Source organism: Gammaproteobacteria bacterium (ex Lamellibrachia satsuma) (assembly GCA_019623805.1).
Taxonomy (GTDB): Bacteria; Pseudomonadota; Gammaproteobacteria; order Chromatiales; family Chromatiaceae; genus QGON01.
Map to the genome: position 1 here is coordinate 2,249,768 of CP053680.1, position 15,638 is coordinate 2,265,405.

The following is a 15,638-nucleotide window of genomic DNA, read 5'->3' on the forward strand; positions in this document are numbered from 1 at the left end:
TGATGGGTATGAGTTTGAAATGAAAGAGACACGCTTACTGTTGGCAGATGATGACGGCGTGGTGTTGGCAACCTTCGGAAAAGGGCTCAGGGACGCGGGTTATGCGGTGATGGAAGCCGATTCGGGGGAGGCGGCCATTGGTTTGGCGCAAAATGACTGGCCTGATTTGGCGATCCTGGATGTGCGCATGCCGGGTCTGTCCGGTGTCGAGGTGGCACAGGAGATGCGTAAAATCGGTGTTCCGGTGATATTCCTATCCGCCTATGACGACCGGGAGATCGTCGAATCAGCGGTACTGGAGGGGGCGCTCGGTTATGTGGTGAAGCCCATCGACGTGCCACGGATGATACCCACCATCGAGGCGGCGCTGGGACGAGCCCAGGAACTGGGAGAGCTGAAGTTGGTCGGTGAGCGCCTGAACCATGCGCTGGATACCGGTAACCTGGTCAATGTCGCAGTGGGGTTGATCATGGAACGTCAGCGTATCAACCGGCAGGAGGCGTTTGAGGTGATTCGCTCACGTGCCCGTTCGGAGCGCCGCAAGGTGCGTGATGTGGCGTCGGAACTGCTGGAAGCCTGGGATTCACTCCATCAGTTAACAGCTGTTGATGGGGAATTGGATCACAAATCCAGCAAAGGCAAAAAATGAAGCCGGTTATGACCCTGGCGGATCTGCTGACCTCATCAGTGGTGACAGTCGGCCCAGATACCTCCTTGGCCGTTGCCCTGCACATGCTGGTGGAGAAGAGCATCAGTTGCCTGGTGGTCAAGGAGGACGAACGGCCAATTGGCATCATTACGGAACGTGATCTGGTACGGCATGCGTCGTCGGTAGCCGACATGCAACGTCACCTGGTTGGTTCTGTGATGAGTAAAGGGCTGGTGACCGCTCTACAAACCCTGGACTATCGCGAAGCGTATGAGTGCTTCGCTGAGAACCAGATCCGTCATCTGGTTGTGGTGGATGATAGCGGCAGACTTGCTGGTATCGTCACTGAAACGGATATCATGCGCCATATGGGGTTGGAGCATTTCCTGCAGTACACGGGACTCTCTAACGTCATGACCCGTAGCGTGGCGACGCTTGACACCAAGGCGCCTCTGAACCAGGCGTTTGAACGGATGTCATCGTCGCGGATCAGCTGCATCGTGGTGGAAGAGGATGGCTTCCCGCTGGGCATGCTCACGGAGAGGGATGCGGTACGCCTGATGGACGCCGGGGTCGATTTTTCATCGGTGCTTTTGGAGCAGGTGATGACTTCGCCTGTGCATACGGCGGAAGCGGGGGTCGGCGTCCATGAGGCCTCTGTACAGATGCAGAGACTGGGTATTCGCCGTCTGGTGGTGGTGGACAAGGCGGGAAGACTCGAGGGGCTTGTCACCGAGCACGATGTCGTCAAGGGCGTTCACGGGAAATATGTGGAGCTGCTCAAAGAGGTGATTGCGTCCCAGGCAGGGGCGCTGAAGCAGGTTCGCAAGCAGCTCAGTGAAAAAAACCTGCTGGACAATCTGTTGCGCTCATCCAGCGATATCGCGGTCATCTCTACCGACCTCGATTACCGGATCACCTTCTGTAACCAGTTGGCGGACTGCCTGCTGGAGCACTGTAAAGATGACGTCTATGGCCAGAAACTGACAGAGGTTCTGAGTCGTTCCGGCATGGATGCGGGAATCTTCAAACACGGTACCAGACTGGTCCCGGGTATGGGCAGTTACGACTACCCGATTACCCGGGAGGGCAAGAGGCAGACCGAATACTACGATGCCCGGGTGTTCGGCGTCTGGGATGATGACAATCAGCTGTCCGGTTTTGTCCTTACCATGAAGGATGTCTCGGCCAAACAGCAGGCGGAGCAGGCGCTGCGTGAGAGTGAGGCGCGGCTCAATTCCATGTTCCGCAACGCTGCGGCAGGCATGGCGATGGCAGACTTTCCTGAAGGGCGGTTTACCCGGGTCAATCCGGAGCTTTGCCGTATGCTCGGATACAGTGAAAAGGAGCTGCTAAAGAAGGCGATTCTGGATGTAATCCATCCGGATGACCGGGTAGCAGCCGAGAGGCGCATATCCCATGCGGTAAGCAAGCAGAGCACAGGCTACCAAGTCGAGAGACGCTTTCAGCGGAAGGATGGTTCACCTATCTGGTGTCTGATCTCGACAGGATTTATACGCGATGATGTGAGCGGGAAGTCGTCTGGCGTCGCCCTGCTTCAGGATATCACCGGGAAACGGCGTGCGGAGCAGCAGCGCCTGGTGCAACAAAATGCCGTGACGCGGGAGGTTCATCACCGTATCAAAAATCACCTGCAGGGGGTTATCGGACTGTTGCGGGAGCGCTCCCAGCAACACCCCGACGTACACGATATCCTCAACGATGCCATCAGTCAGGTCGAGAGTGTGGCGTTGGTTCACGGCCTGCTGGGCAGGCAACAGGACCGGGTACTGGATTTTGCTGAGATGCTGGAGAGTATCATGGCATCCGTTGAGTTTTTGGCGGGTATAGTGATTGAGCGCCGCTCAGTTGCAGAACCGGTTCAGGATTGCCGGGTGGTCGAGGATAAATCGGTTGCCATCGCCCTGGTGATCAATGAACTGCTGATCAATGCAGTCAAACACTGCGACAAGACGATTTCGCCACCGGTTGAGGTGACGGTCCAATGGCAGCAAGAGAATCGCTTGTTACTCTCGGTCAGCAATCGTGGCTCTCTGCCTGAGGCGTTTGATTTTGCCACTGGTGTCGGCTTTGGTACCGGGCTGGAACTGGTCAAATCCATGTTGCCAGGCCGGGGTGCTCGGCTCTCCGTTGCGCAAGAGGGTGATGTTGTTTTGGCAACACTGATGCTTGAGGCGCCGGTGATCAGTCTTCAGAAGAGTTCGACCGAGTCAGCGGCGACCGTGTCTGACCCAAATCCTTCATAGCGTTGTTTCTCATCGATACCTTATTTCGCTGAGGTCGCAGGTATTGACTCCGACCCCTGGAGTTGCAACAGCGGCCCCAGAACTGTCCAGACGTTCTCCAGAATAGCTGGTTGCCCCTTTGCATTTGGATGGATGCCATCGGTCTGCATCAACGGGGTATTTCCTGCCACCCCTTCAAGCAGAAAGGGGACGCTTGGTACAATCGCCTGATTGGCAATATCGGTATAGATTGCCTCGAACCTGCGGCTGTAAACCGGACCCAGATTGGGGGGGATCTTCATACCAATCAGCAGTACCCGGGCCTTTGCGGCACGGGATAACTGCACCGCTTTCTGGAGATTCTGCCGGGTCTGCGCCAATTCCAGACCACGCAGGCCGTCATTGCCACCCAGTTCGATGACCACCCATCGGGGCCGATGGCGTTGCAACAGTTCGGGCAGTCGATTCAGGCCGCCACGGCTGGTCTCGCCAGTAATGCTGGCGTTGACCAAGCGGTGCTCAAAGCCCTGGTCGGTTAAACGATCCTGCAAAGCGGTTGTCCATCTTTCCGAGAGGGCGATGCCATAACCGCTGCTGAGGCTGTCGCCCAACAGCAGGATTACCGGCCTGTCATTTGCGAATATCGCCGTAAGATGGAGCAGCAGTGAACAGAGCAGTAAACTTGGCAGCAGTCGGAACATAGAAACCATATCCATGAGTCAGCAGAAGCATGCAGAGAGCCGCCCCATTGTGCGGGCAGAGGATCTCTCAAAACAAGTCAGCAGTCCCGATGGCCCGCTGGATATTCTGCAGGGGGTCAACCTCGACCTGCAACACAGCGAAACCCTCGCCGTGGTCGGTGCCTCGGGTTCAGGCAAATCGACCCTGCTGGGTCTGCTCGCCGGCCTCGACCTGCCCAGCCGGGGGCGAGTCGAACTGAATGGCCAAAATCTCAACAGTCTGGATGAGGATGGCCGTGCCCGTTTACGTCGGGAGCTGCTCGGTTTCGTTTTCCAGTCTTTCCACCTGCTGCCCTCTCTGAGCGCCCTGGAGAATGTCATGGTGCCCCTTGAGTTGGTCGGACGCAGTGATGCCCGCATACTGGCGGAGGAGTGGCTGCAGCGGGTCGGCCTGCAACCCCGGCGTCTGCATCGTCCCAATCAGCTCTCAGGCGGCGAGCAGCAACGGGTCGCCATTGCCCGCGCCTTTGCCGCTTCACCGCAACTGTTGCTGGCTGATGAACCCACCGGCAACCTCGACCAGCAGACTGGCCGTAAGGTGATCGACCTGCTGTTCGAACTCAACCGTGAACACAACACCACCCTGATTCTGGTCACCCACGATGCCGCACTGGCGGATCAGTGCAGTCGCAGGCTGGAGCTGGCAGAGGGCCGTCTGCTGCAAGCATCAGGATGCTAGCCTTCATACTGCGATCACTCTGGCGGGAACTTGCATCCGGTGAACTGCGGGTGCTGCTGCTCGGTTTGATCATCGGCGTTGGTGCTTTCACCTCAGTAGCACTATTCAATGAGCGGGTACATCAGGCGATGACCCATCAGGCCGGTGAGCTGTTGGCTGCCGATCTGCTGGTTCAATCCTCCAGTCCACTGCCAGAAGTCTGGAAGCAATCGGCTCTCGGGATGGGCCTGCAACTGGCCGAAACCACCAGCTTTCGCTCCATGTCCCTGGCGGGTGAACGGCTGCAGATGGCCGAGGTGAAGGCTGTGACCCGTGGTTATCCGCTACGGGGCCGGCTGCTGGTGGCAGAAACATCCGGGCACTCGGAACAACAGCGCCAAGCCCCGCCGGAGAGTGGCTCTGTCTGGTTGGAGCGCCAGCTGCTCGATCGTCTGGGACTGAAACCGGGCGATGACATACAGCTGGGAGAGTCCGGGTTCCGCATCAGCGGCCTGATTTTCGAGGAGCCTGACCGGGGCGGAAGTCTGTTCAGCATCGCACCGCGCCTGATGATGAATCCGGTCGATCTGCCGGCCACTGGCCTGCTGACTGTCGGCAGCCGGGCAGAATACCGTCTGTTGCTGGCGGGAGACGCAGATGCCCTCGAGGTTTTTCGTGGTTGGATCAAACCCCGGCTGCAGGCCGGACAACGTCTACTTGGGCCTCGGGACAGCCGCAGGGAACTGACCTCCGCCCTGGAGCGGGCCGAACGTTTTCTCGGCCTCGCTTCACTGGTCAGTCTGCTGCTGGCGGCCGTGGCGATTGCCATGTCTGCGAACCGTTACGCCCGCCGCCATCTCGACAATGCAGCCCTGCTGCGCTGCCTGGGCGCCAGCCGCCAACTCATCACCCGCATCTTCACGGGGCAGCTTCTGCTGCTCGGCCTGGGAGGCTCGCTGATCGGACTGCTGTTCGGTTACCTGGTCCAGCATCTGCTTGCTGCACTATTGGCCGGTCTGTTTATTCAGCAGCTGCCTCCTCCCACGCTACAGCCGCTGCTGCTGGGACTGTTGATCGGCCTGGTCACCCTCATCGGCTTCGCCCTGCCTCCCCTGCTGGCCCTGCGTAACACGCCACCCCTGCGGGTGTTGCGGCGGGAGATGCCCTTACCACGCCTCAGCCGTCTGGCGATCTATGGCCCCGCACTGGTGGTACTCACAGGATTGTTGGCCTGGCAGGCCGCCGACTGGCAGCTGACCCTGCTGGTCAGCCTCGGTATGTTGGCTACCCTGAGTCTGCTCACTCTGGTTGCCTGGCTGATGACCCGTATGTTGCAGCGTGTTTCTCCCTCCGGTGGCCAGCCCTGGCGGCTGGGACTGGCCAATATTGCACGTCATCCAGAGGTCAGCATCGTTCAGCTGGTCGCTGTCGGTCTCGGCATGATGGTGGTGTTGCTGCTGATCCTGATCCGCACCGACCTGCTCGATGCCTGGCGCGCCACACTGCCCTTTGAAGCCCCTAACCACTTCCTGATCAACGTCCAGGCGGATCAGTTGGTACCCTTGGAAAAGTTCTTCCGCCGGCAAAAGCACCCCACCCCGGTTATCTATCCGATGGTCCGTGCTCGTCTGCACAGCCTCAACGGCACCCCTGTTGATGCAGAAAGCTACTTTGAACCCCGTGCCAAACAGTTGATTCAGAGGGAGTTCAATCTCTCCTGGATGGAACGAATGCCGACCTCCAACCGGCTTGTCTCAGGTCACTGGTGGAACCGGACGGATGAACGTGGCTGGTCGGTGGAGAAGGGTATCGCCCGCACTCTGGGCATCCAGCTTGGCGATCGCCTCACCTTCGAGATTGCCGGGCAGACGGTCAGTGCGCTCGTCACCAGCTTGCGGACGGTAGCCTGGGACTCTTTTGAGGTGAACTTTTTCGTCATCGCACCGCCGGGGCAGCTAGATGTCAACCAGGCGAGTTATATCACTGCCTTTTTCCTGCCTCCCGGCGATGAACCGTTCCTGGCTCGGCTGATCAGCCATTTTTCCAACATTACCGATATCGATGTGGGGGCGTTGATGCAACGGGTCCGCTCGATCATCGACCGGGTGATTCTGTCGGTGCAGTTCGTCTCCCTCTTCACCTTGCTGGCGGGGCTGGTGGTGCTGCTGGCTGCAGTCCAGTCGAGCCTTGATGAGCGTATCCGCGAGGCGGCGATCCTGCGCACCTTGGGAGCAATGAAAGGGCAGATCCGTACCGCCATCGTCACGGAGTTCATGGTGCTGGGTGCCATTGCCGGTCTGTTGGCTGCCCTGGGTGCGACGCTTATCGCCGCGCTTATCGCCGACCAGTTGTTCGGCCTTAGCTACCAGGGCAACCTCTGGATCTGGCCCGTCAGCCTGATTAGCGGCATGTTGCTGATGGGAGCTTCCGGGGTATTGGGGGTTCGTTCCGTGTTACAGAAACCGCCGTTGCAGCAGATCCTGTAGGAACGGCGCCCCCGCCGCGAAAAGCACTGATAATCAACCGCTTGGGTAGGTTGGGTTAGGCCATTTTTTTGGCCGTAACCCAGCAATGTGCGCGACTCTTGTCGTGTTACGCTGCGCTAACACGACCTACAGTTTTTAGGTATTTGGCAAATTATTGAAATACGAATAATATTGCCTAATGTTAGTGCCAGTTGACTCCTGTCCCGGTTTCCTGGGCACTGGCAATCCTGCTGGAACCCTTGGTTTTCCACGTGTCACAATAACCCCATGACACACTATGCCAAACCCCCAAAATCCCTGCTGCGCAAAGTCGGCCGCGCGATTGCCGATTACGACATGATTCGCGAGGGAGACCGGATACTCCTTGGCGTCTCCGGCGGCAAGGACTCCCTCTCCCTGCTGCAGATCCTGAGTCACCTGCAGACCTATGCGCCGGTTAAGTTCGAGCTGGGCGTCATCACTGTCGACCCCGAGGTGGAGGGTTTCGATCCCGAGCCGCTGAAAGCCTATTATGAAAACTTGGGCGTATCCTGGATCTATGCAGAACAGCCGATCATGGAAGAGGCCAGGACCCGTCTGGATGGCGACTCATTCTGTGCCTACTGCGCCCGCATGAAGCGGGGCATCATGTACTCCACCTGTCGCCGTGAGGGCTATAATGTATTGGCACTGGCTCAGCATCTCGATGACCTGGCGGAGAGTCTCATGATGTCGATCTTCCACGGCGGACAGTTACGTACGATGAAGGCGCACTATCAGAATAATGATGGCGATATCCGCATCATCCGCCCGTTGGTCTATTGCCGCGAGAGTCAGACCGGGGCCTTCGCCCTGGAGGCTGGACTGCCCGTGATCCCCGACAGCTGCCCCGCCTGCTTTACGGCACCCACCCAACGCGCCTATATGAAGCAGTTGCTGGCAAAAGAGGAGCGGCAGAACAAACATCTGTTTGCCAATATGTTGCATGCCATGAAACCCCTGATGGACGAGCGCCCGGAGCAAGCTGACCCATGAACCTGGAAGAGATCCTGATCCCGACGGAAGTGGCCCATACCGGCATGAGTTTCGGCGACGCCCTGGCGGAGTGCGTAAAACGGAATGTGCCGGGCATTCCCTATGTGGATGCACAGGGCAGGATCGTCGGCCGTTTTTCCCTGCGGCATGCGTTTCGCCTCACTTGCGTGCCGCGGGACTATATTCAGGGCGCGCACCTGCTGGGTGATGATCTTGACTACATGGATATGGCTGAGGAGAAAGCGGAAAGGATTCTGCCGCTACCTGTCGAAGGTTATGTGCTGGATGATGCCATCCAGCTCAATCCCGGCGCGCAGGTAATGAAGGCGCTGGCGATCATGGAGCAGTTCAATACCGGTTATCTGTTTCTGACCGACGGGGATGAGTACAAGGGGGTTATTACCCGGGTGGGGATTGCCCGCCTGGTGCTGAATCTGGGCTGCTGCTGAAGCATGACCGCTCTCAGTGATTCCATGCTGGCCTCCGCGCTGATTCTGGTGCTGGCTTACGCGCTGATCTTCTCGGAAAAACTTCACCGCACCAGTGCGGCAATTCTGGGTGCGGTGGTGATGATCGGCGTCGGCATGAGCATGGATTTCTATACTCAGGAAGAGGCTATAGCGGCGGTGGACGCCAATACCATTCTGCTGCTGGCAGCGATGATGATGCTGGTCTCACTGCTGCGTCCCACCGGCGCCTTCGAATATATGGCTGTCCATATCACCCGCTGGGCAAAGGGCGATGCGCGTCTGCTGCTGGTCTACCTCAGTCTTGCGGTAAGCCTGATCAGTATGATCCTGGATAATGTCACCACGGTCATCGTATTTGCCCCCCTGACGGTATTGATCTGCCGTCTGCTCAGACTCAATCCTATGCCCTATCTGATGGCTGAGGCGATGCTCTCCAATATCGGCGGGGCGGCGACCCTTGTGGGTGATCCGCCTAATCTGATGATCGGCAGCGCGGGAGATATCAGCTTCAATGATTTCCTGTTCCATATGGGGCCGCCGGTGGTGGTAGTCTGGGCCGGGACTGTGCTCTTACTGCTCTTTCTTTTCCGCAGACAGTTGCGTCGTGACGCTGGAGAGGTTCGGGAGTTGGTTGACACCCACGCCATCAAGGACTTGGCCGGATTACAGAAAATAGTTGTGTCTCTGGCGCTGGTCGTGGGACTGTTTTTCGTTCACCACCACTTCCACTTTTTTCCCGCTTACGCTGCCTTTATCGGATTGGCGCTGGCCTTGGCGCTGATGAAGCCCGACATGGATACACTGTTCAACGGCGTCAACTGGTCGGTGCTGTTCTTTTTTGCCGGGCTTTTCATGATTGTCGGTGGAGTGGAGGCCTCGGGACTGCTGAACCTGTTTGGCAACTCACTGGCCGAGATGGCGCGGGAACCGGGCCAGCTATTGCTGGCAGGTTTGATGCTGATGTGGATTGCCGCCGTTCTCAGTGCGGTGGTGGATAACATCCCCTTCACCGTCACCATGATTCCCATCATCCTGGGGCTGGAGTCCAGCGGAGTCAATATCACGCCCCTCTGGTGGGCGCTGGCGTTGGGTGTGGGTCTGGGTGGAAACGGCACCCACATCGGTGCCACGGCGAACATTATCGCGGTGGCGGAATCTGAACACTCCAATATCCCCGGTGCCCGCATCACGCCTGCCGTCTGGATGCGCACCGGCATACCGACTACCTTTTTCAGCCTGATTCTGGCCAGCCTGTTCTATACCCTCTTCTTCGATATCTTTAGATGACCACCTGGTGACTGAAGGAGGCCGGTTCAAGCGCAGCCGAACCGGCAGCGGTCCTGTGCTTCAACCACTGATTGCCCGATCCGCTGCGCTTGATCGGGCCTACGCCTTGCGCAGTAGCAATCTTATTCCCTCTGCCTGAAAACCCTTGGTTTCTGCGTCAGTATTTGGCGAGCCATTATACTTGACTAAATTGCTTGGTATTTCTATAAAACCAGTACACAGTCAACTTCTGAGGGAAGAATCATGCATATTCGTACGACAACTGATCCCATCACGTTGCACGAAGTCTCTGATCCTGAACACCACCCCTGCCTCTATGAGGGGGATGGCAAGGACGGTCTTGAGATCTACTTCGAAAGTGAGGAGAACAAACGTCTCTACATGGAGATGGAGACTGAGGATCACAAGATAGTGCAGGGAAACGATACTGACGACTACGTTGCAGAAGGTTGAGGTGGTGCCATGTTGAGACGAATCTATCTGATGTTTCCGCAGCGGCGCCATGTTGAACAGGTGCTGCCCGATCTGCAAAGGCTGGGCGTCGACAGGCGCCACATGCATGCCGTCGCCAGGGAGGGTATTGATATCTCCGGACTTCCCGAGGCATCCGTACGCCAGCGCACGGATTTTGGGGCTCGCCTGGAACGAGTCTTATGGAACCTGAACCTTCTGACCTTTTTTCTGGCTTTGATACTACTGGTTGGTAGCCTGTTCGCCGGTCTGCTGGGTTGGGCGCTGTTGAATGGTCTGATTATGGCCGCCACCTATCTGGCCGGTAGCTACTTCGTTCGGCATGTGCCGCACGCCCATATGGACGAGTGCCGGAACGCATTGAAACACGGGGAGATCCTCCTGATGGTCGATGTGCCCCGCTGGCGGGTTACGGAGATCGGGCGTGAGATCCGCAGATTACATCCAGAGGCAGAGGTTGGCGCTGTCGGCTGGACGGTGGAAGCGCTGCAGATTTAGGCGGAAGGGGTCGGAGTCAAACCGCGCAAACAATGGTGGTAAAAGTGACGAGGTTGAGGCGGTTTGACTCCGGCCCCTAGCGTAGGGTTAAGCTATCGCTAACCCAACCTACCTGACTAACCGGTGATGCCGTTGTGCCGCAACAGCGCATCGATCTTTGGCTCGCGTCCACGAAAACCGACAAACAGCTCCATCGCGTCCTTGGAACCGCCCTGCTCAAGGATGCCAGTCAGAAAGGCGTTGCCGGTTTCCGGATTGAAAACGCCCTGTTCCTCGAAGAGGGAGAAGGCGTCTGCCGACAGCACCTCCGCCCATTTATAGCTGTAGTAACCTGCTGCGTAACCACCGGCGAATATGTGGGAGAAGCCGTGGGCAAAGCGGTTCCACTCTGGCGGAGTCAGCACCGAGACCTGTTTGCGTACCTCGTTGAGGATCTTGTAGATGCGCCCACCCCTTTTTGGGTCGTACTCCCGGTGGATGCGAAAGTCGAAGAGGGAAAATTCCAGCTGGCGCACCATCATCATGGCGGACTGAAAGTTCTTGGCGCCGGTCATGCGCTCAAACAGGACTTGTGGAATCGGCTCGCCGCTCTCATAGTGGCCAGAGATAAGATCAAGGGCCGCCTTTTCCCAGCAGAAGTTCTCCATGAACTGGCTAGGCAGTTCCACTGCATCCCAGGCCACGCCGTTGATGCCCGCCACCGCCGGGTAGTCGATGCGGGTGAGCAGATGGTGCAGGCCGTGGCCGAATTCGTGGAACAGGGTCTCCACCTCATCGTGGGTGAAGAGCGCCGGTTTGTCGCCAACTGGTGGTGAAAAGTTGCAGGTGAGATAGGCGACCGGCAGCTGGTCGACGGTGTCGGTAAAGAAACGGGTGACGCACTCGTCCATCCAGGCGCCGCCCCGTTTGTGTGGGCGGGCATAGAGATCGAGGTAGAACTGCCCCCGCTCTTTTCCTCCGGCGTCGCGAATCTCGAAGAAGCGGACATCCGGGTGCCAGTTGTCGACGCCCTGAATCTCCTGGATATTGATGCCGTAGAGGCGCTCTACAACGGCGAACATACCCGGTACCACCCGCGTCTCCGGGAAGTAGGGCTTAAGCTCTTCCTGGGAGATGTTGTGACGGTGTTGGCGTAGTTTTTCGCTGTAGTAACCGATGTCCCAGGCTTCGAGTTCCGTCATGCCGTGCTGCTCTGCTGCAAAGGCGCGGAGTGCTTTCAGCTCCTCTACCGCCTGAGCGTGGGCGCGCTGGGCCAGGTCTGTGAGAAACTGCGTCACCTCGTCGGTGGAGCGGGCCATCTTGCGCGCCAGGGAGCGTTCCGCAAAGTTGTCGAAACCGAGTAGTTGTGCCTGTTCATGGCGCAGTGCGAGGATCTGCTCCATTACCTCGCTATTGTCCCATCTGCCTGCATGGGGACCCTGATCTGAGGCGCGGGTGGAGAAGGCCTCGTAGACCTCGCGGCGCAGTTCCCGGTTGTCGGCGTAGGTCATTACCGGCAGATAGGAGGGGAACTCCAGAGTCAGCAGCCAACCCTGTTTGTCACGCTGTTCTGCGGTCTGCCGTGCCAGCGCCAGGGCGGACTCAGGCATTCCAGCAAGTGCAGTCTCATCGATGATCAGCTTGTTCCACTCATTGGTGGCGTCGAGCAGGTTCTCTTCGAATTTGGTGGTGAGGGTCGACAGCGACTGGCTGATCTCCTTGAAACGGGTTTTTTTATCGGCAGAGAGGTCGACACCGGAGAGATGAAAGTCCAACAGGGCATCATCCAGTACCTTACGCTGAACGGGGTTCAGGTCGTTCGGTTGCTCTGCGACAGCCTTAAAGGCGGCGAAGAGCTCGGCATTCTGCCCCATCTCGGTGCCGTATTCACTCAGTTTGGGCAGGCAGGTGTTGTAGGCGCTTCGCAGTGCTTCGTTGTTGACCACTGAATTCATGTGGCTGACCGGAGACCAGGCGCGGCTGAGCCGGTCGTCGAGCCGCTCCATCGGTTCCACCAGATTGTGCCAGGTGAACTGCTGCTCTCCCTTGAGCAGTGCCTCGATCTGTTCCCGGTTGTGGGACAACAGATGGTCCAGGGCGGGTTCCACATGATCAGGTTTGATCTGGGAAAAGACCGGAAGGCCGTCCATCTCCAGCAGGGGATTGTTCATCTGTGATAACTCCGGGATTGAGAAAACGAATGATAGTGGGGAGATGGGGGTGACCCGGTGAAAACCAACCCCCCGATAAATCGGGGGGTGTTGGCATGATCAAACGCAAGGATCAGGTAAAAGCGTCGATACAGCACCTAATCGTTGAAAAAAGGCGTCTGTTCCACTCGTGTGGGCTGTTTCATATAGTGAATGATATTGCTCGGCTCAAGAGGAACGCCCTTGTTCAGGTCGCAGAGATAATGGCTGTAGAGCGTATGCCGGTAGTTATCCGATCCGCTGACGATAATCCTTTTCCAGAGCGGTTTTTTCAGGGCCTTCAGGCCCTTGTGGCTGCCGTACGCGTAGACTTTGTATTCGCGGGCACCGCAGCGGAATCCCTCGTAAGAGGTGTTGAGAGCGCCACGGTTCGAGCGGATGGCGAGCAGTACGCGGATGGCATTGTCCTCTCCGGGTTGCAGGGTGCTGTGGTCGATAAAAAAACGGAAACGGCCGCTGCTGTCAGTGACCTGGAATTCGGTCAGTTGATCCTCGTTCAGATCTTTCGGCAGGGTGACCTTGCCCTCCTCCCAGACATACTCTTCAACCTTCAGGTTGGGCCTGTCGGTGGGTTGATCGATAAATGGACGATCCTTCGCGTTCAACAACAGGGGAAGTGCGAGCAGCAGTAGTGGGAGGTATCGGTAACGCATGGTTTTCCTGGAGTTCATTGTCACGGATTTGACCGCAGATCTGGCGCTTGGTTCGGGGCCATTGATCCTGGAAAGGTGATGTAAAGATCAGGTCAAAACAGTCTCGGATGGGGATACTACCATGCCGGGTGGATCATGCGGCAAACCGTGTGGCCAGCATCCAGGTGCTGATACCGCCAAGGAGAAAAAAGCCCGTGATGAAACCGAAGGCAAAACGGCGGTAGTGTTTGACGAGAGTAAATTCTGCGCTGGAGGAGATCAGGAAGGGGCGGTTGGAGTCGGGCTGGCTCAGGGTGTGCAGGGATTGTTGATCCTGTTGTACCTGTTCACTGGCGACCTCGAGTTCTGCCTTGCCGCGGGCCGATTCCCACTCATCCAAATCGATTTCGCCATTGCCGTCCCGGTCGAAACGTGCGAGCAATCCGGCGCGGTCCTGTTTCCACTGACGCAGGCGTTCACGCACCATATCCTGTCGCATGGCCAGCCAGTTCGCTTCGCCTATGGATTTGAACAGACCGATGGCATAGAGCGGATCGCCAGGGTAGATGGTCTCCTCGGTATAACGGTAGTGGCTGCCCATGCTGTTGCTGCGGATGTTAAGTTGAAGTCCGAAGAGGGTAGTTGAACTGTTGTAATCAAGTCCTCCCGTCGCAGGCCCGGCCTGAGGCAGACTGTTGCTGCCATACCAGACATTCTTTTCGCTGGGGATGACATCGGCGCCATCTGGGTTGACGATACACTCGCCGCTGTCATCCTTGAGCAGAAACAGTCCCTCGCTGCCACCTTGGCGAACGGTGCGCCACCCCTTCTCTCCCTTGCGTTCGATCTTGAAACGGAACCAGCAGCATGGGCTGTGGGTGAGTGGGGTGATGATGGGCTCCCCTTTCATTGCCGCCGCTTTTCCGTTTAGTTCCACATAACCCTGATGGGCTGAACGGATGCGAGAGGTGGGGGTGTCCTCGATGACCCGGGCGCGTATCAGGTTCCGGAACGAGAAGAATAGTGCAGCGAGGCTCAACAGGGAGAGCGTGCCGGCCCAGACCGAGAACTCCAGGGTCGACATGGCAAGCAGATCGGCGGACATTCCGTTCAGCCGAACAGGGTGCCGACATTTACGTCCCTGGTCTCCTCCTCGTCAAACTCAAGCAGTTCCGCCGCCTTGAAATTGAAACGACTGGCCAGCAGGATGTCGGGAAACTGCTCGATGCGTACATTGTTGTTGTTGACGCTCTCATTGTAGAACTCCCGCCGGTCGGCGATGCTGTTCTCCAGGCCGGTGATGCGGGACTGGAGATGCAGAAAGTTGTCGTTGGCTTTCAGGTCGGGGTAGTTCTCCGCCACGGCAAAGAGATTGCCGAGACCGAGGCGTAGCGAGCTCTCAGCGCTGCCGACTGCCCCAATGTCCCCCTGCTGGCGGGCGCTGGCAACGGCGGAGCGGGCCAGCATCACCCGTTCCAGGGTCTCCTGTTCAAACTTCATGTACTGCTTGCAGGTCTCTACCAGTTTGGGTAGTTCGTCATGGCGCTGCTTCAACAGTACATCGATATTCGACCAGGCCTGGGTTACGCTATGCTTGAGCCGCACCAGATTGTTGTAGATCATTATTCCGTAGATGAGCGTGGCGATTGCCATGCCGGCAAGCACAAACAGTACAATTTCCATTATTCAACTCCGCTTATGTCCAATATCCGACCCTTTGAATCTAGCATGCCACAGGTTGCCACTGATGCCTGGATCGATGAAACCGCCGTTGTGATCGGCAATGTGAGCATCGGTTCTCACTCTTCAGTCTGGCCCATGACCGTCATTCGTGGCGATGTGCATGCGATTCGCATCGGCAGTGAGAGCAATGTGCAGGACGGTTGTGTGCTGCATGTCTCTCACGACAGCAAGTACCAGCCGGGTGGCTCGCCATTGATCCTGGGTGACCGGGTCACGGTGGGGCACAAGGCGGTGCTGCACGGCTGTAATATTGCCGATAGTTGTTTTATCGGCATGGGGTGCACTATTCTTGATGGTGCCGTGTTGGAATCGCGCGCCATGCTGGGCGCCGGCTCACTGGTAACCTCCGGAAAACACCTCGAGGGGGGCTATCTCTGGGTGGGAACGCCTGCCAGACGGGTGCGTCCGCTCAGTGATCAGGAGCTGGAGTATCTCGACTATTCTGCGGCACACTATGTGCGGTTGATGAAGAGACACGCGGGGATATAGATGACCGGTTGACGCCGCCCCCTGCGAGAAGATGTGGCGGCGTTTAATTCATCACATGAGTATCTG

At 57.6% G+C, this 15,638-nt stretch carries 15 protein-coding genes; 10 read left to right on the plus strand and 5 right to left on the minus strand.

Annotated features, from left to right (window positions below; genetic code table 11):
• Positions 1-19 precede the first annotated feature (19 nt).
• Both HPY30_09720 and HPY30_09725 read left to right on the plus strand, forming a co-directional pair.
• Entirely contained in the window at positions 20-649 is a 630-nt protein-coding gene (locus HPY30_09720; protein QYZ66245.1) for a response regulator, read from the plus strand.
• Positions 646-2,916, plus strand: coding sequence for a CBS domain-containing protein (locus HPY30_09725; protein QYZ66246.1), 2,271 nt, complete (start codon positions 646-648; stop codon positions 2,914-2,916). The genes HPY30_09720 and HPY30_09725 overlap by 4 nt, the downstream gene beginning before the upstream one ends.
• A gap of 20 nt (positions 2,917-2,936) precedes the next feature.
• Here HPY30_09725 and HPY30_09730 read toward each other — a convergent pair whose 3' ends face one another.
• Entirely contained in the window at positions 2,937-3,596 is a 660-nt protein-coding gene (locus tag HPY30_09730) for an arylesterase (protein ID QYZ66247.1), read from the minus strand.
• Between the two features lie 13 nt (positions 3,597-3,609).
• Between HPY30_09730 and HPY30_09735 the strand changes: the two genes are divergently transcribed.
• From HPY30_09735 to HPY30_09765, 7 genes are all read left to right on the plus strand, one after another.
• Positions 3,610-4,314 (plus strand): ATP-binding cassette domain-containing protein, encoded by a 705-nt coding sequence (locus HPY30_09735; protein ID QYZ66248.1) that lies wholly within the window; start codon positions 3,610-3,612, stop codon positions 4,312-4,314.
• Positions 4,308-6,779: an FtsX-like permease family protein gene (locus tag HPY30_09740; GenBank protein QYZ66249.1), complete on the plus strand. Its 2,472-nt coding sequence runs from the start codon at positions 4,308-4,310 to the stop codon at positions 6,777-6,779. Before HPY30_09735 ends, HPY30_09740 begins: the two co-directional genes overlap by 7 nt.
• A gap of 267 nt (positions 6,780-7,046) precedes the next feature.
• The gene (locus tag HPY30_09745) at positions 7,047-7,793 is read left to right on the plus strand and encodes a tRNA 2-thiocytidine biosynthesis protein TtcA (GenBank protein ID QYZ66250.1); all 747 of its coding nucleotides are present in this window, start codon (positions 7,047-7,049) and stop codon (positions 7,791-7,793) included.
• Positions 7,790-8,242: a CBS domain-containing protein gene (locus tag HPY30_09750; protein ID QYZ66251.1), complete on the plus strand. Its 453-nt coding sequence runs from the start codon at positions 7,790-7,792 to the stop codon at positions 8,240-8,242. The genes HPY30_09745 and HPY30_09750 overlap by 4 nt, the downstream gene beginning before the upstream one ends.
• A 3-nt stretch (positions 8,243-8,245) precedes the next feature.
• Complete coding sequence (locus HPY30_09755; protein QYZ66252.1) at positions 8,246-9,550, plus strand: ArsB/NhaD family transporter; 1,305 nt, start codon at positions 8,246-8,248, stop codon at positions 9,548-9,550.
• A gap of 243 nt (positions 9,551-9,793) precedes the next feature.
• Positions 9,794-10,003: a hypothetical protein gene (locus HPY30_09760; GenBank protein ID QYZ66253.1), complete on the plus strand. Its 210-nt coding sequence runs from the start codon at positions 9,794-9,796 to the stop codon at positions 10,001-10,003.
• A 9-nt stretch (positions 10,004-10,012) separates the two neighbouring features.
• Positions 10,013-10,519, plus strand: a complete 507-nt coding sequence (locus HPY30_09765) for a hypothetical protein (GenBank protein QYZ66254.1) — start codon at positions 10,013-10,015, stop codon at positions 10,517-10,519.
• A gap of 116 nt (positions 10,520-10,635) precedes the next feature.
• On the opposite strand, the gene prlC is transcribed toward HPY30_09765, so the two are convergent.
• From prlC to HPY30_09785, 4 genes are all read right to left on the minus strand, one after another.
• Complete coding sequence (gene prlC, locus HPY30_09770; GenBank protein QYZ66255.1) at positions 10,636-12,669, minus strand: oligopeptidase A; 2,034 nt, start codon at positions 12,667-12,669, stop codon at positions 10,636-10,638.
• A gap of 137 nt (positions 12,670-12,806) precedes the next feature.
• Positions 12,807-13,361: a hypothetical protein gene (locus HPY30_09775; GenBank protein QYZ66256.1), complete on the minus strand. Its 555-nt coding sequence runs from the start codon at positions 13,359-13,361 to the stop codon at positions 12,807-12,809.
• A gap of 133 nt (positions 13,362-13,494) precedes the next feature.
• Positions 13,495-14,445, minus strand: a complete 951-nt coding sequence (locus tag HPY30_09780; GenBank protein ID QYZ66257.1) for a hypothetical protein — start codon at positions 14,443-14,445, stop codon at positions 13,495-13,497.
• Positions 14,446-14,450: 5 nt separating this feature from the next.
• Complete coding sequence (locus HPY30_09785) at positions 14,451-15,023, minus strand: LemA family protein (GenBank protein QYZ66258.1); 573 nt, start codon at positions 15,021-15,023, stop codon at positions 14,451-14,453.
• Positions 15,024-15,038: 15 nt separating this feature from the next.
• Between HPY30_09785 and HPY30_09790 the strand changes: the two genes are divergently transcribed.
• Positions 15,039-15,572 carry a gamma carbonic anhydrase family protein gene (locus HPY30_09790; protein ID QYZ66259.1) on the plus strand — a complete coding sequence of 178 codons (534 nt, stop codon included), beginning with the start codon at positions 15,039-15,041 and terminating at the stop codon, positions 15,570-15,572.
• Positions 15,573-15,638 lie beyond the last annotated feature (66 nt).

What these genes read in the sequence shown, in the direction of transcription:
- HPY30_09720 (QYZ66245.1), top strand. Translation starts at nt 20, where the DNA reads ATGAAAGAGACACGCTTACTGTTGGCAGATGATGACGGCGTGGTGTTG.
- HPY30_09725 (QYZ66246.1), top strand. Translation starts at nt 646, where the DNA reads ATGAAGCCGGTTATGACCCTGGCGGATCTGCTGACCTCATCAGTGGTG.
- HPY30_09730 (QYZ66247.1), bottom strand. Translation starts at nt 3,596, where the DNA reads ATGTTCCGACTGCTGCCAAGTTTACTGCTCTGTTCACTGCTGCTCCAT.
- HPY30_09735 (QYZ66248.1), top strand. Translation starts at nt 3,610, where the DNA reads ATGAGTCAGCAGAAGCATGCAGAGAGCCGCCCCATTGTGCGGGCAGAG.
- HPY30_09740 (QYZ66249.1), top strand. Translation starts at nt 4,308, where the DNA reads ATGCTAGCCTTCATACTGCGATCACTCTGGCGGGAACTTGCATCCGGT.
- HPY30_09745 (QYZ66250.1), top strand. Translation starts at nt 7,047, where the DNA reads ATGACACACTATGCCAAACCCCCAAAATCCCTGCTGCGCAAAGTCGGC.
- HPY30_09750 (QYZ66251.1), top strand. Translation starts at nt 7,790, where the DNA reads ATGAACCTGGAAGAGATCCTGATCCCGACGGAAGTGGCCCATACCGGC.
- HPY30_09755 (QYZ66252.1), top strand. Translation starts at nt 8,246, where the DNA reads ATGACCGCTCTCAGTGATTCCATGCTGGCCTCCGCGCTGATTCTGGTG.
- HPY30_09760 (QYZ66253.1), top strand. Translation starts at nt 9,794, where the DNA reads ATGCATATTCGTACGACAACTGATCCCATCACGTTGCACGAAGTCTCT.
- HPY30_09765 (QYZ66254.1), top strand. Translation starts at nt 10,013, where the DNA reads ATGTTGAGACGAATCTATCTGATGTTTCCGCAGCGGCGCCATGTTGAA.
- prlC (QYZ66255.1), bottom strand. Translation starts at nt 12,669, where the DNA reads ATGAACAATCCCCTGCTGGAGATGGACGGCCTTCCGGTCTTTTCCCAG.
- HPY30_09775 (QYZ66256.1), bottom strand. Translation starts at nt 13,361, where the DNA reads ATGCGTTACCGATACCTCCCACTACTGCTGCTCGCACTTCCCCTGTTG.
- HPY30_09780 (QYZ66257.1), bottom strand. Translation starts at nt 14,445, where the DNA reads ATGTCCGCCGATCTGCTTGCCATGTCGACCCTGGAGTTCTCGGTCTGG.
- HPY30_09785 (QYZ66258.1), bottom strand. Translation starts at nt 15,023, where the DNA reads ATGGAAATTGTACTGTTTGTGCTTGCCGGCATGGCAATCGCCACGCTC.
- HPY30_09790 (QYZ66259.1), top strand. Translation starts at nt 15,039, where the DNA reads ATGTCCAATATCCGACCCTTTGAATCTAGCATGCCACAGGTTGCCACT.